The following is a 14,698-nucleotide window of genomic DNA, read 5'->3' as shown; positions in this document are numbered from 1 at the left end:
CGTCTCCTTCGACGTCCCTGACCGCGCAGGTGGGAGCGGCCCGCGCCCACGATAGGCGAGGGCCGCCCCCGGCCGCTGCCCGAGGTTGCCGTGGGCATGCCCCGCGGCACGCCCGTGACCTGCGGTTCCGGCGACCGCCCGAACGGTCAGACGGTGTGGGCGTCGGCCGCCGTGAGGGCCTCGTCGAGGGCGGCCAGGCCCTCCTTGGCCTCCGCCTCGGTGATCGTGCAGGCCGGGACGACATGCGTCCGGTTCATGTTCACGAAGGGCCACAGACCGCCGCGCTTGCAGGCCGCCGCGAATTCGGCCATCGGAGCGTTGGCGGCGCCCGCGGCGTTGTAGGGGACCAGCGGCTCGCGGGTCTCCTTGTTGCGGACCAGGTCCAGGGCCCAGAAGACGCCCAGGCCGCGGACCTCGCCGACGGACGGGTGGCGGTCGGCGATCTCGCGCAGCGCCGGGCCGATGACCCGCTCGCCGATGTCGGCGGCGTTCTCCACGATGCCCTCCTCGGCCATCGCGTTCATGGTGGCGACGGCGGAGGCGCAGGCCAGCGGGTGGCCGGAGTAGGTCAGGCCGCCCGGGTAGGGGCGCTGGTCGAAGGTGGCGGCGATCTCGGCGCTGATCGCGACGCCGCCGAGCGGGACATAGCCGGAGTTGACGCCCTTGGCGAAGGTCAGCAGGTCGGGGGTGACGCCGAAGTGGTCGGCGGCGAACCAGTGGCCGGTGCGGCCGAAGCCCGCCATGACCTCGTCGAGGATGAAGACGATGCCGTACCGGTCGCAGATCTCGCGGACCCCGGCGAGGTAGCCGGCCGGCGGGACCATGATCCCGGCGGTGCCCGGGACGGTCTCCAGGATGATCGCCGCGATCGACTGCGGGCCCTCGAAGGCGATGGTCTGCTCCAGGTGCGCGAGCGCGCGCTCGCACTCCTGCTGCTCGTTCTCGGCGTGGAAGGGCGACCGGTAGAGGAACGGGCCCCAGAAGTGGACGACACCGGCCGAGGCGGTGTCCGAGGGCCAGCGGCGGGGGTCGCCGGTCAGGTTGATCGCGGTGGCGGTGGCGCCGTGGTACGAGCGGTAGGCGGAGAGCACCTTGGCGCGGCCGGTGTGCAGCCGGGCCATCCGGACCGCGTTCTCCACGGCCTCCGCGCCGCCGTTGGTGAAGAAGATCTTGTCGAGGTCGCCGGGCGTGCGCTCGGCGACCAGCCGGGCGGCCTCGGAGCGGACGTCGACGGCGAAGCCGGGCGCGATGGTGCACAGCTTCGCGGCCTGCTCCTGGATCGCCGCGACGACCTTGGGGTGCTGGTGACCGATGTTGGTGTTGACCAGCTGGGAGGAGAAGTCGAGGTAGCGGTTGCCGTCGTAGTCCCAGAAGTACGACCCCTCGGCACCGGCGATCGGCAGCGGGTCGATCAGGCCCTGCGCGGACCAGGAGTGGAAGACGTGCGCGCGGTCGGCGGCCTTCACAGCTGCCCCGGCAGCGGGATCGGCGGCGGAGGCGGAGGGCGTCGTGGTCACGGTCAGTACCTCGGATCGGGTCGCTCGGGTCCGCCGTGGAACGGTCGCGGCGAACGCTCGCCAGCCTAGGGAGCACGGGCCGGGGGCCGATACCGACAGTGTGTATGGCGCTCACCACGCGCGCGGACAGAGTGTCTACGGGCTGGCGGATGTTCCAGAGGGCGGTCCGGGGTCCGGCCGTGGTGGAGCGGCCGCAGGAAACGCCGTCCCCACCGCGCCAGGCCAGGACCCGCCGACCAGGTCCGGGCGCAGTGCCGTCAGCCCGCCGCAGTACTTGGTGAAGCCGGCGGCCGGTATGCCGAGGCCGGTCAGGAGCCGGTCCGCTGTGGTCGGGGGGCCGGTGGTGCGGGTTGCGACGAGGAGCAGGCCGCCGTCGGTCCGTACGGTCCGGCCGGTCGCCGGGTCCCGGCAGAGCAGTGCCGCGTCGCAGGTGATGCGCTGGCCGTCGGCGACGAAGGTGGCGCGTACGTACTCGGTCTCGACGGTACGGAGCAGGTGGGCGGGGGCCGCGATGCCGTACGAGCGGTCCAGTACGGCGGTGAGGAAGCCGCGTGGGGACGCGTCGAGGGCCGGGGTGTCCGGAAGGAGCGGCTGCCGGTGGGTGACCGTCTCACCGCGCCGTCCGGTCAGTTTGATCTCGAACTGCCGCTCCCCGGTGTCCGCGTAACGCCGTTCGCGGATCCGGTAGCGCCGTGCGCGGCCCTGCCGGGCGTCGTGGAAGGAGCGCAGGTCGGGGGTGTCGTAGTGGACCGAGTGATATCGGAACCAGCGGCGTCCGTTGATGCACAGCGCGGCGAACGGGCCCTCCGGCCCGCGGTGGCCGGTGAGTTCGGCCGCGAAGGCGGTGAAGACCTCGAACGGGACGAGGTAGCTGCGGTCGAAGCGGGCCGGGAGTTCGGCGCGGGCCTGGACCTCGGCGAGCGGCACGGGGCGCGCGGCCATGGCGGCGCGGGCGAGGGCGCGTACGGCGGGGATCACACGGGCTCCTTGGCGGACGGGGACGGGGAGCGTGCGGGAGCGGTGCGCGGGTGTTCGCTGGTGGGGCTCGGTACGCGTTCTACGTTCTGTGCCGTCGGGAAGTTCCGGGACGCGGAAATCGGCATCCGGCGGCGATGCTTCCCGGCCACGGGTCGGCCCGAGGGCGGCCCGGCAGAGTAATTGACAGTATGCTGTCGAAAGCGCAGGATGCTGTCATAGGGACACAGGGAACGGCGGAACGGGATTCCGTCGTCGGCCAAGGAGTTCTCATGACCCGGCGCACCGTGCATCTCGCCGCCTACGACACACTCGCGGACTGGGAGTGCGGCCATGCCGTCGGCCATCTCCGCAGCGGCAGTTACTTCCGCCCGGGGCGCGGGCCGTACGACGTGGTCACCGTCGCGGCCACCGCCGGGCCGCCGGTGACGACCCTGGGCGGGCAGCGGATCGTGCCCGGTCTCGCGCTCGAAGCGCTGCGCCCCGAGGACAGTGCGCTGCTGATCCTGCCGGGTGCCCAACTCTGGGACAGCGGTGTGGAGTTGATGCCGTTCGCCGCCAAGGCCCGGGAGTTCCTGGCCGCCGGGGTGCCGGTCGCGGCGATCTGCGGGGCGACGGCGGGGCTGGCCCGGGAGGGGCTGCTGGACGACCGTCCGCACACCAGCGGCGCCGCCGCGTACCTCGCCGCGCAGCCCGGCTACCGGGGCGGTGCGCACTACCGCGAGGCCGACGCGGTGCGCGCCCGCGGCCTGATCACCGCGGGGCCGACCGAGCCGGTCGCCTTCGCCCGGGAGATCTTCGCCGAACTCGACGTGATGGAGCCGCGGATTCTGGACGCCTGGTACCGCCTGTTCGCCCGCTCCGACGCCGCCGCCTACCCGGTCCTGATGACGGCGGGGGCGGCCTCGGCGGAAGACGGGGCGGACGGCGGATCCGTATGAGTGCGTCCGGCTTCGCACGGGACCCGGCCGACGGCCCCCGGGACCCTGAGCTGCTCAGCCGTACCGCCCTCGCCGTCTTCCGGCTCAACGGGCAGTTCCTCTCGGTCGCGGACGGTCTGGCCGGGCCCGCCGGGCTGACCGCCGCCTGGTGGCAGGTGCTGGGCGCCGTCCTGCCCGAGCCGCTGCCCGTGGCCGGTATCGCCCGTGCGATGGGGATCACCCGTCAGAGCGTGCAGCGCATCGCCGACCTCCTGGTGGACCGCGGTCTGGCCGTCTACCGGCCGAACCCGGCGCACCGCCGCGCCAAGCTCCTCACCCCGACCGAGGAGGGCCGGGCCGCCGTCGCCCGTATCGCCCCCGGCCATGCGGAGTTCGCCGCCCGGCTGCGGGAACAGCTGGGCGGCCGGGACGGGTTCGGGCGGGTCACCACTGCGCTGGAGGAGTTGTCGGCGGCGCTGGACCAGCTGTCCGGCCCGCCGAAGGCCCCGCCGGCCGCGGAGAGGTGAGGTACCGCCGGGCTGCCGGGCCGCGACGGGTGCTCGATATCCTCACCGGGACGAGAAGCCGCGGGCAGCACCGGGTGCACAGGCACCGGCGTCCACTCGTGCACCGGGCGGCTTCGGGGGAAGGGGCGAGGGGATCGTGGAACCGCTGATACGGGCTGAGCAGGGGCGGCCGGGGCACCCGGGGCGGGCCGGAGGGCTGCGGCCGCTGCGTGAGCAGGATCCGGTGCGGATCGGGGACTACCGGCTGCTCGGGCGGCTCGGCGAGGGCGGTATGGGGCGGGTGTTCCTGGCCCGTTCGGACCGCGGCCGTACGGTCGCGGTCAAGCTGGTGCGCAAGGAGCTGGCCGGCGAGGAGGAGTTCCGCGCCCGCTTCCGGCAGGAGGTACGGGCCGCACAGCAGGTCGGCGGGGAGTGGACGGCCCCCGTACTGGACGCGGACACCGAGGCCGAGAACCCCTGGGTCGCCACGGGCTACATCGCGGGCCCCTCCCTGCAGCGGGTCGTCGGCGGCGGCACTCCGCTGCCCGAGCGGAGCGTGCGGATCCTGGCCGCCGGGCTGGCCCGTGCGCTGGGCGCGATCCATGCCGCCGGGATCATCCACCGCGACCTCAAGCCGTCCAATGTGCTGCTCACCATCGACGGACCACGGGTCATCGACTTCGGGATCGCGCGGGCGCTGGAGGCGGTCACCGGCAGCGGGGTGACGCGTACCGGCGCGTCGGTCGGCTCGCCGGGCTTCATGTCGCCGGAGCAGGTACGCGGCGAGCCGCTGACCCCGGCCTGCGACGTCTTCTGCCTCGGGTCCGTACTGGCCTACGCGGCGACCGGGCGGCAGCCGTTCGGCACGGCCGACAGCCTCGCGCCCGCGCTGATGTTCCGCATAGCCCAGGAGGAGCCCGATCTCTCCGCACTGCCGGACGGGCTGCGTGAGCTGGTCTCCGGGTGCCTGGCCAAGGACCCGCAACAGCGGCCCACCCCGACGGAGTTGGTGGCGCAGGCGGAGCGCGGTACCGGGGACGGGCCGGGCGCGGACGACGAGCCCTGGCTGCCGGGGGCGCTGATCGCCCGGCTGGGGCGGCATGCCGTGGAGCTGCTGGAGGCGGAGGACCCACAGGACCGGGCGAACGCGCAGGACGGCGACCGGGGGGCCGACGCACCGCCCGTGGTCCCGTCCCCCGCCGCCGAGGGCCCCGGGATGCAGACGCCGCCCACCGCCATCGCGCACACGCCCCCACCGGGGCCGGCGCCCTGCCCCCCGCATGCTTCCCACGGGCACCACGACCACGCGGCGGCGGCCCCGCCGTACGCCCCGGCCGCGGTGCCGCGCCGCCGTCGTCGCGCCGGTGCCGCCCTGGCCACCACGGTCGCGCTGGCGCTGGCCGGGGCCGGTGCGGCCACCGCGTACGCCGTGCTCAACAACGGCGGTGAGGGCGTACGGACGGAGGACACGACGGGCGGCAAGGACGGCCGCGACGCGGCGCAGTCGGCCGTGCACGGGGGCATTCCCGCGGACTACCTGGGCACCTGGGAGACCACGCTCGGCGGCTCCGCCCTCAACACCCGGCGCCTCACGCTCACCCAGGGCACGACCGGTGACACCGTGCTGACCATGACGGCGACCGGGGCGTCCTACCGCTGCGCCTTCGCGGCCACCCTGACCAGCGCCGGCCCCCCGGTCCGCCTCGGCCCGTCCACCCTGGTCTCCGGGCCGGCCGACAGCTGCCTCCCCGGCGAGCCGAGCACCCTGGAGATGGTGGACGGAAAGCTGCGCCGCGTCTCCGACGACGGGAAGGCGCTGACGTACCGCAGGACGGGGTGACGGCGGGCGGGACGTCGGCAGTTCGGCCGTTCCCCCTGGTCACCCGCCCGTCACCGCTCGCCGGCTCCCCCGTCACCGCTCGATGGTTCTGCCGTCGTCACGCGTTGTCGGCCGTGGTGCGCCCCCGGGCCGCCTAGGCTCGGACACGTCTGAATACCGGACCGTGTCTCCGGTACGGAACGGCACTCGGGGAGGGGGCCCACATGGACGGCCTGCGGGGGCTGGTGGCCGACGATCCGTCGTGGATCGGGGACTACCGGCTGCTCAGCCGCCTCGGCAGCGGTGGGATGGGGCGGGTCTACCTCGCCCGTTCGGAGGGCGGCAGGACGGTCGCCGTCAAGCTGGTGAAGGCCGAACTCGCCGCGGAGGAGGAGTTCCGGGAGCGCTTCCGCGCCGAGGTCGCGGCCGCTCGGCGGGTCGGCGGGCGCTGGACCGCGCCGGTGCTGGACGCCGACACCGAGGCCGCGGTCCCCTGGGTCGCCACCGGATACATCGCGGGCCCCACACTGAGCGAGGTCGTCGGGTCGTACGGGCGCAGGGGCAGCTACGGCCCGCTGCCGGAGGATTCCCTGCGGCGGCTGGCCTACGGGCTGTCCTGCGCACTGCGCGACATCCACGGGGTCGGTCTGGTGCACCGCGATCTCAAACCGTCCAATGTGCTGCTCACCATCGACGGTCCGCGGGTCATCGACTTCGGCATCGCGCGGGCCCTGGACGCGGTCAGGGAGCACACCCTGACCCGGGCCGGCACGGTGCTCGGCTCGCCCAGCTTCATGTCGCCCGAGCAGGTCACGGGGCAGCGCGTCGCCCCGGCCAGCGATGTGTTCTGTGTGGGCTCGGTGCTGGCGTACGCGGCGACCGGGCGGCAGCCCTTCGGCGAGGTCGCTTCGGGCGTGCACGCCGTGATGTTCAAGATCGCGCAGGAGGAGCCGGACGTGACCGGGGCGCCGGACGGTGTCCGCGGCCTGATCCTGGACTGCCTGACCAAGGACCCGGCGGCGCGGCCCACCCCCGGGGAGCTCGCCGAGCGCCTCGGACCGGCGCCCGGCGGCCCGTCGGCCGCGCCCTGGCTGCCGGCCGAACTGATCGCGCGCCTGGGGCAGCACGCCGTGCTCCTCCTAGACACCGACACCCCGCCCGGAGGCCAGCCGCCGACGGTTTCGGCCACCAGGGCCGTGCCCACGGCGCCGCCCCCGGCGCCCACCGCGACCGAGCGGCGCCGCCGCCGTCGATGGCTCCCCCTCGCCGCCACCGCGGTCGTGGCGGCCGCCACAGCCGCCGCCGCGGTGCCGCTGCTGAGCGGCCGTGCGGGCACCGGCGACAGCGCGTCCGACATCCCGGCCGGCTATGTCGGCACCTGGTCGGGCCCGGTGCTGCGGGACGGGACACAGACCGGCCAGCAGCGGCGGTTCGTGATCACCCACGGCAAGGTCGGCGAGGTGGTCGCGAACAGCACCAGCATCGGCGCGGCCTACGAGTGCCGCAGCGACGGCAAGCTGGTGTCCGTCACCCGGCAGGACGGGCACCCGGCGCTGCGGCTGGACACCGAGGTCGTCCGGTCCGTCCCAGCCGGCCGCTGCGCCGCGCTGGGCGAGCACACCCTGGTGGAGAGCGGCGCCGACACTCTGACCTGGGCCGCGGCCGGGCGCACCGCGACCCTGCACCGCGTCGCCCCGGCCGGCGCCACCGTCCCGGCCGGTCTCCTCGGCACCTGGCGGCGGCCGAACGACGACGGCTACGGCAGCCAGCAGCTGACCGTCAGACAGGCCCCGGCGGGCAGCACGGTCCTCACCACCGTCGTCGTGGGCCGCGGCGGCCGCTGCACCGCACACGCCGACCTCTACGCGGCCGAGGACGGCAAGCTGACCGTCGGCCCGTCGGTCGTCGACCACGCGGCGCCCGGCTGCGCACCGAGCAGCACCTCCGTGCTCAGCCTGGGCGGCGACGGCACCCTGCACCGCGCATTCCTCGGCGACGACAAACAGCCGCGCGGCTACTCCAGGGTGAAGTAGCCGCGCGGCTGCCGGTAAGGAGATTCCGGCTCATCTGCGCTCGGGCTGTGTCCCCACGTCTCCCATCCACACACGCCGTCCCAGCTCGTCCAACTCAGCCTTCAGCCGACGGCACTCCGGCAACGCTCTGCCCAACAACCGCCAGTAATCAGGTCCGTGTCCAGCCACCCGGACGTGGGCCAATTCATGAGCGATCACGTAGTCGATGAGATGGATCGGCAGCTGGAAAACGGCCCAGTGCAGTGCCACGCGGCCACCGCCGTCCGGCCCGGCCCGGTAGGTACCCCACCGGTGGCCCAGGTCCCGGACCTCTACGGGCGGCTCAGCCACATCCATACGGGCAGCCCATGGCTGCAACCGCCCCTGCACCCAACGCTGACCTGCTCTGCTGTACCAGGCGGCGATGGCCTTCCGCGCCTGCTGCGGATCTGCGGCCACCGACCGGCTCAGCCGCAGTCGGCCCGCCACCAGACGCACCGACACATCGGAGTGGCCCCGGCCGTCGTGACCGTCGTCCTCCTGGCCCACACCCGCCGACTCGTCCACGAGCAGCAGCTTGTAATCCCGCCCGAGATAGCGGTGGATCTCACCGTCGTACAGCGACCGCACAGGGTGCAACTGCCGCCGTTCTTCGCTCAGCAACACCTTGCTCTCGATCCACCGCCTGTTGTCCCGGACGAACTTTTCGGCTCGGTGAAGACGGCAGTCCTTGGGAGTGCGCAAGGTGAGCGAGGCGTCCCTTTCGACCGTCAGTCCCAGCCGCACACGGCGAGCACTGACCCGCACGTGGAGAGACAGCCCGTCCACGACGAGCGTCTGCCCCTCGGCGAGACAGTCGTCGCCGGAGCCCGTGGCGGCAGGAGCAAACGGCAGAGACACCCAGCTATTGTCGCCTGCCTTCGGCCTGGAAGCCCGCATGCTGCTGTGCGCCGTAACTTGCCAGCAGCTCCGACACGGCCCCGAGCCCGCCACGGCCTCCGCTGACCGTGCGCAGCCCCGCCCGGCGCAGGCACTGCCAGATGTGCGCGTCGAGCTCACTGACGTGCGCGGCCTCCGCTGCAAAGGAGGCCCGGGTGACATGGCCGACGATCACGTCCTTGACCTCGACGACGAGCCGGCGGAGGAGTTCCGGCGCCGGATCATCGAAGCGGGGATCCTGCTCCAGCTTCTCTTTCAACAGCACGTACAGCCGCTGCTCCATCACCGACAGACCGGCGGCCTCGGGGTCGGCTTCTTCCGCTCGGCGGGCGCGCTCGACGAGCGGGCCCACCTCCCGCCTGATGTCCTCCCAGCGCCCTTCGAACTCTTCCAGTACCCGCTCCAGCTCCTCGGAGAGCTGCCGGTACACCGTGCGGCCCTCGTACTCCTGCTCGATCCGCTCCTCCAGGTGGTACCGGAGCGCCTGCACCTGTTCCGCCGCGGCTTCCCGTACCGGCAGCCGGTCCACGACCTCGTCGAAGTCCGGAGCTAGGATCGACACGGGCGCAATGACCTGCTCGATCTGCTGGACCTCCAGATGGTCGGCGATCAGCGCGCGGACCTTCCGCCCGTAGCCCCGCGTCGAGAAGCCACCGCCCGGGGCGTCCCGGTAGTGCCGGCGGACACGCATCTGAAGCACGCTCCAGCGGCGGACGTCCGGGAGGTGGTCCAGCGCCTTCTCGTGCGGCAGTACGCGGTCCACCGCGTTCAGGAACGCACCGAGATGCCGGTCGAACTCGGCCCGCTGACGCGGTTCGTGCAGGGCGAGCATGGCGCGCGAGAGGCCGCTCCGGGTTCCGAGACCGTCCTTGTCGATGCCCGCATCGGCGAAGAACCGAGCGACCTCCTCGGCCGCGTCTTCCATGTGCCCTGTCTCATCGGCCATGTCCCGCAGTGACTCCACCACCGGCGGATCGTTCCGGTACGCGGCGAGGGTGATGCCCAGGTTGTTCAGCACGCCGTAGTAGTCGACGACCAGCCCTTCCTTCTTCTCGGGAGCGGGCCGGTTGACGCGGGCGATCGCCTGCAGGAGCTCGGCGTCCTGGATCGGCCGGTCGAGATACAGGGCCTGCTCGATCGGCGCGTCGAAGCCGGTGAGCAGCATGGACTTCACGATCAGGAAAGCGATCGGGGGCTCGCCGTCCTCCGACCCCCTGTGCGGAGGAAGTTCGCTCCAGGGGTTCATGCTGGCGACCCGCCCGGCGAGCACCGGGTCGGGCTCCGGCACGTGCGTGACCATCCACGGATTGTCCGGCGGCAGCTCAGGGAAGGGCTCCAGGAACCGCTCGATGTGCGTCCGCTGATGCGTTTCGTCGGTCCATTCCCGCCAGGTGCCCGCCTTCCGCTCCGATCCGGCGGAGATGACGGGGACGAAGTCCATCCGCCGCAGCACCTCCTGGTACTGCCAGGCACGCAGCAGCCGCATTTCCTCCTCGGAGTACGACTCGGGGTCTCGCCCGCGCAGCGCCTCGCGCCGGCCGGAGCGGTCGAACTCCTGTACCTCGGCAAGGAGTTGAGCCCGCGCATCCCTCAGCGCGTGCCGGTACCACACCGCCGCACGCCTGCTGACGACGGCCAGCTGTGCCTTGAACCCTCCGGTGAGCGGTCCCGTCACATAGTGCGCGAGCATGTTGTACGCCTTGCTCCGGATCAGCGGCGCCGACTCGGCGACATCCCGGCCCGAAGGCGTTCCGTACGCGTCCCGCACACGCTGCCGTTCCGCTTCGTCCAGCGGCTCGATGAGGTCGGCGAAGCACTCGTCCAGCTTCCGCTTCTCCCGGACTTCGGCCGAGGTGGCGCGCCCCTCGTACCGGACGGGGACGATCACCTTGTCCTTCTCCGCCTCGTCCATCCGGTACGTGTCGAGGAAGGCCGGCTTGCCGCCCGGCTCCCGGCTCGGCTCCAGCCCGAAGATCCGGCCGGTGTCGGACAGCCGCCCCTGCATCAGCGGCGTACCGGTGAAGCCGACGCGGGCAGCATTCGGCAACGCCTTGCGCAGGCAGGCATGCAGGACAGAGGTGTGCGAGCGGTGCGCCTCGTCGACAAGGACCAGCACCTTCACCGAGTCACTGCACTCGGGGAAGATCCGGGCGGCCTTCTTCAGTGTCTTCTCGTCCGGCGACGGATCCGCCACCTCCTCGGGGCTCGCACCGGCGGCGATACCGTCCCGTGCACGTTCGAATTTCACGGTGAGCGACTGCTCCTCACCATCAGTCGTACCCGGAGGCTGCTCCGGCCCGTCCGAAGCCTCCACTCCGACGCCGTCCGCGCCCTCCGTCTCCCGGGGAATCCCCGGCAGGTCTCCGAGAAACTTCTGGATGGTCGCGAAGATCACCGCCCGGCCGCCGTGTTTCCCGGCCCGCCGCAGCATGCCCTCCAGATCCGCCCGTGACGTGGCCTCCCGCACATCGCTGCCGCTCAGCGCGACGGACTTCTTGAGCTGCCGCTGGAGATCCCTGCGGTCGGTGATCGCCACGAGGGTGATCTGGTTCAGCTGCGGATCCCGGCTCATGTGCAGCCGCCGGGCCAGGAACTTCATCGTGAAGCTCTTGCCCGCGCCCTGGGTGTGCCAGATCACGCCACCGCGCTCGTCCCGCACAGCACCCGGGTCCAGCAGGCTACGGCCGGTACGCAGCTTGTGGACGATCTTTTCGGTGGCCCGGTACTGCTGGTGCCGGCAGACCACCTTGGCGGTCTTCGACTTCTGCGTGGAGGTCCCGGCCCCGGCCTTGCCGACCGACCGCGCCCCCGCGCCCTTGCTGCCCTTCCCGCCCTTCCGGCTCTTGAGCGGCATCTCGAAGACATAGTGGCGGATGATGTTCAGCAGGTTCTGCGGCTTCAGCACCATCGCGGTCAACTGGTGCTGAAGCGTGGGCTGTTCCCCGGGTCCGAGCAGCTTCCAGCCGCGCAGCTCCTGCTGGAGCACGTCCAGCTTTTCGTAGTCCGGCTCGGTACTCCGCCACAGTGCGTAGTGCTCCTCCTGGGAGGAGATCGTCCCGAGCACCGCATCCTTGCCGTCGGCGGCCACCAGCAGCTGTACGGGCGCGAAGAACTCCGGAATGCCCCGCGGGACGCTTCCACGCTCCCGTATGTCCTCATCCAGCGGCCGACCCGTGTATCCGCGCAGATCCCGGATGGCCTCGCCCAGCGGATCCTGTCGGTCGGGAGACTTGCACTCGATCACCACGACCGGGATGCCGTTGACGAACAGAACGAGGTCGAGAAACACGTCCCTGCCGTCGGCGTCGCGAACACACAGCTGGTCGACGACGAGAAAGTCGTTCCGCGCCAGCGCGTCTTCCCGACTGCCTTCCAGCGCCTTTGTCCCCCAGTCGGCGAACTGCACCTTCACATCACGCTCGTCGGCCCCCTTCTCCAGCGTGCCGTGCAGCAGCAGCGTGGTGACTTCCTCGTTGGCCTCTTCGAGCGTCCGTGTGGCCACGCTCCGCGCGGCCTGCTTCAGTTGGTCGAGGGAACGGAGCGCGTCGCTCTCGCTCATCCAGCCGCTCGCGGCACCGGGCAGCGTGTTCGTACGCCGCAACGCGGACGTCGTCCGCTTGGCCAGAAAGATGTCGTCGTACGCACGCCCCTCGGCGGCTTGGAGATCCGGCCCGCGGAGATGCCGCCACCCCATCTTCCTGAGGTGCGTCAGAAGCGGCAGCTCCGCCTCGTCCCGCTCGACCGTTCCCCTGACCCCCATGCGTACGCGCCTCTCCCCTGGACCGACTGGTGCCACCCGCCGATCCATTGTGCGCCTTGCCCGCCCGTGCTCGGGGCGCGCAGGGGAATGGCCCGACCGGCCCCGGGGAGGAAGGCGGGGGCCGGACGGGCAGGAGGCGCTTGCGGGATGTCATCGCTTCCCGCCGCCGCCAAAAATTTGGCTTACAAGTGACGTACCCCTTGGCTCTTTTGGACGCTCTTCCGGCAGTCCGGCAGCGGGCCGTCGACGGCCGGGCCGGCTGCACCCGGTCCGCTCCCTGCCACGGTCACCGGCGGTTCGTCGAGCACGTAACACAGCTGCGCGTGCAGGAGTTCCGCCTCGCCCGGCGCGAGCCGCAGCGCGACATCCCCGTCGAACTTTCCGTCCCGCCGGAGCCACAGGTGGATCGCGATCTGCCCGTCGTCCTCACGCTGTACGGGCTTGCTGGGCACGCGGCTGATCCGCAGCCCGCGAAGGGTGCCGGTGGGGCGCGTCGTCGGCCTACGGCTTTCCATCAGGCCGCCACCCCCGCCATGACGGGGCGAGGTGCGCCCGGGACGGAGCGGTACGCGCCCGGGGTACCGACGAGGTGCCCGTGAATGACCCACGGGCCGACGTCAATGCCGTCGAGCGCGAGCGCCAACGCGGCGCGGCGGGCGTGCTGTTCGTGCGCGAGGAGGTAGGGACGGACGAGCGGGCTGGGGTCGTCGAGGGTGGGCTCGTCGGCCGGGGATGCGGCGCGTGGGCGGGGCACGGACGCTCGGCGGTGGGGCGCGGAGGGCGTACGGAGGGGTGTTCGCGGGGTGCGGGCGGGGCGGGGCGGGCGAGTGCCTGGGGCTGCGCGGTGCCTCCCCTCAGCAAGAGGCATGAGCAACAGAAGGACACGGGCAAAGGTTCGCTCTAGAACCGACCAGATACGGTGGGTCACGCAGACGCTCCTTACAAGCGTTGGCCATGCCCCGGGGTGCGGACACACCGCCGGGGCTCCACACTGCAACCAGGCCATTACAGCCTGGAGTTGCGACCCTAGCGCCAATCCTCATCACTCATCAACGTTTGTAACTCGCAAGCGTGGGGTTGGCATATGCCGACACCGTCGGCACCAAAAAGCCCCTCGCCGTCGGGCGTGGGGCTGGACCAGTCGCAGGTGCGACTACATCAAGTCATCGAACTCGCCGGCCTTGGCACCGGCCAGGAACGCACGAAGCTTCTGCTGCGTGGTCCTGACGATCACATCAGGGTGATCGCTCTCCCGCATAAGTATCTCGCCCTCGTGCACGGCTAGTTCAAGGCAGTTGCCACCCTCCGTGTCGTCCGAGAACGAAGACTTCCGCCACTGAATCGCCACTCTTCTCACGCCTTCAGAGCTCCTGTATTGCCTTGCGGATGAAGTCACGCGAACGGTTCGGATCGAGCGAGCGCTCCTCCATACGATCCAGCACTGCACGGTAGTTCGCGAGATGAGTCTCGGCGTGAAGGAACATCGATCCCGCACGCGAGTCGATCTGCACCGTATCGAGCTGGGTCACTGCCCCGTACGCGTAGTGCGCCGAGGCTCCCGCGCTGGGGAACCCACCGGCCGCGAACGGCAGGATGCGAACGGTGACATGATCTCGCTCGGTCTGCTCCAACAGACTCGCCAGCTGCAACTTGGTCACGCGCCTGCCACCGAACAGCATCCGCAGAGCGGTCTCGTGGATCACGAACGTGCACTTCGGGGGCTCAGGACGATCCAGTACGGCACTGCGCCTGATGCGGAACTCAAGCTTGCGCTCAAGGTCGTCCGGCTGGAGAAGTGGCACGGCCTCTGCGAAGACCGCGCGCGTGTAGTCCTCATGCTGAAGAAGCCCAGGCATATGCGTGATCTGCGCGGCGCGAAGCGCTACCGCGTGATGCTCCATCTCGGCGAGGTCCAGGACCGTCGCGACGAGTAGATCCCGGTACTCATCCCACCAGTAGGTGGCAGAAGCGCGCCGCTCCCTTGCCATGTCGGTGAGCGCGTCGATGTACTCGTGATCCGGACAGGCGTAGTTGGCGGCCCAGACCCGCACCCGGTCCGCACTGACGCCGAAGCGGCCGGACTCCGTGTTGCTGATCGTGGTCTTGTCCGTACGGTGCAGCGCGGCAGCCTCGGTCAGCGACAGCCCAACGTGCTCACGCATTTTGCGAAGCTCGGCGCCCAACCGCCGCTGACGCTCGGTTGGGGGCTTCCTTGCCGCCATCAGTCGCTCTCTTCTCCCGCCCCGCCAT

Annotated in this window: 12 protein-coding genes; 4 read left to right on the top strand and 8 right to left on the bottom strand. The window is 71.5% G+C overall.

Annotation, left to right across the window (positions count from 1 at the left end):
- Positions 1-146 precede the first annotated feature (146 nt).
- Positions 147-1,517, bottom strand: a complete 1,371-nt coding sequence (locus ACFW5B_RS21630) for an aspartate aminotransferase family protein (RefSeq protein WP_386441872.1) — start codon at positions 1,515-1,517, stop codon at positions 147-149.
- Between the two features lie 135 nt (positions 1,518-1,652).
- Positions 1,653-2,495: a VTC domain-containing protein gene (locus tag ACFW5B_RS21625; protein ID WP_386441870.1), complete on the bottom strand. Its 843-nt coding sequence runs from the start codon at positions 2,493-2,495 to the stop codon at positions 1,653-1,655.
- Positions 2,496-2,764: 269 nt separating this feature from the next.
- Between ACFW5B_RS21625 and ACFW5B_RS21620 the strand changes: the two genes are divergently transcribed.
- The 4 genes from ACFW5B_RS21620 to ACFW5B_RS21605 all read left to right on the top strand — a co-directional run bounded on the left by ACFW5B_RS21620 (position 2,765) and on the right by ACFW5B_RS21605 (position 7,770).
- On the top strand, positions 2,765-3,433 hold the full coding sequence (locus ACFW5B_RS21620) for a DJ-1/PfpI family protein (RefSeq protein ID WP_386441867.1): 669 nt from the start codon (positions 2,765-2,767) through the stop codon (positions 3,431-3,433).
- On the top strand, positions 3,430-3,939 hold the full coding sequence (locus ACFW5B_RS21615; protein ID WP_386441864.1) for a MarR family winged helix-turn-helix transcriptional regulator: 510 nt from the start codon (positions 3,430-3,432) through the stop codon (positions 3,937-3,939). Before ACFW5B_RS21620 ends, ACFW5B_RS21615 begins: the two co-directional genes overlap by 4 nt.
- Positions 3,940-4,135: 196 nt before the next feature.
- Positions 4,136-5,758 carry a serine/threonine-protein kinase gene (locus ACFW5B_RS21610; RefSeq protein ID WP_386442025.1) on the top strand — a complete coding sequence of 541 codons (1,623 nt, stop codon included), beginning with the start codon at positions 4,136-4,138 and terminating at the stop codon, positions 5,756-5,758.
- A gap of 203 nt (positions 5,759-5,961) precedes the next feature.
- The gene (locus tag ACFW5B_RS21605) at positions 5,962-7,770 is read left to right on the top strand and encodes a serine/threonine-protein kinase (RefSeq protein ID WP_386441861.1); all 1,809 of its coding nucleotides are present in this window, start codon (positions 5,962-5,964) and stop codon (positions 7,768-7,770) included.
- Between the two features lie 30 nt (positions 7,771-7,800).
- On the opposite strand, the gene ACFW5B_RS21600 is transcribed toward ACFW5B_RS21605, so the two are convergent.
- From ACFW5B_RS21600 to ACFW5B_RS21575, 6 genes are all read right to left on the bottom strand, one after another.
- Positions 7,801-8,649 carry a M48 family metallopeptidase gene (locus ACFW5B_RS21600; RefSeq protein WP_386441858.1) on the bottom strand — a complete coding sequence of 283 codons (849 nt, stop codon included), beginning with the start codon at positions 8,647-8,649 and terminating at the stop codon, positions 7,801-7,803.
- 4 nt (positions 8,650-8,653) lie between these two features.
- On the bottom strand, positions 8,654-12,448 hold the full coding sequence (locus tag ACFW5B_RS21595; RefSeq protein ID WP_386441855.1) for a type I restriction endonuclease subunit R: 3,795 nt from the start codon (positions 12,446-12,448) through the stop codon (positions 8,654-8,656).
- Between the two features lie 182 nt (positions 12,449-12,630).
- Positions 12,631-12,900, bottom strand: coding sequence for a hypothetical protein (locus ACFW5B_RS21590; RefSeq protein WP_386441852.1), 270 nt, complete (start codon positions 12,898-12,900; stop codon positions 12,631-12,633).
- 62 nt (positions 12,901-12,962) lie between these two features.
- The gene (locus ACFW5B_RS21585) at positions 12,963-13,202 is read right to left on the bottom strand and encodes a hypothetical protein (RefSeq protein ID WP_386441849.1); all 240 of its coding nucleotides are present in this window, start codon (positions 13,200-13,202) and stop codon (positions 12,963-12,965) included.
- Between the two features lie 399 nt (positions 13,203-13,601).
- Complete coding sequence (locus tag ACFW5B_RS21580) at positions 13,602-13,796, bottom strand: DUF397 domain-containing protein (RefSeq protein ID WP_386441847.1); 195 nt, start codon at positions 13,794-13,796, stop codon at positions 13,602-13,604.
- A 13-nt stretch (positions 13,797-13,809) separates the two neighbouring features.
- Positions 13,810-14,670: a Scr1 family TA system antitoxin-like transcriptional regulator gene (locus tag ACFW5B_RS21575; RefSeq protein WP_386441844.1), complete on the bottom strand. Its 861-nt coding sequence runs from the start codon at positions 14,668-14,670 to the stop codon at positions 13,810-13,812.
- Positions 14,671-14,698: the final 28 nt, after the last annotated feature.

This window comes from Streptomyces sp. NPDC058773 (genome assembly GCF_042746015.1).
Classification (GTDB): Bacteria; Actinomycetota; Actinomycetes; order Streptomycetales; family Streptomycetaceae; genus Streptomyces.
The sequence above is the reverse complement of the archived record's forward strand: the minus strand, read 5'-3'. Positions and strand labels throughout refer to the sequence as shown.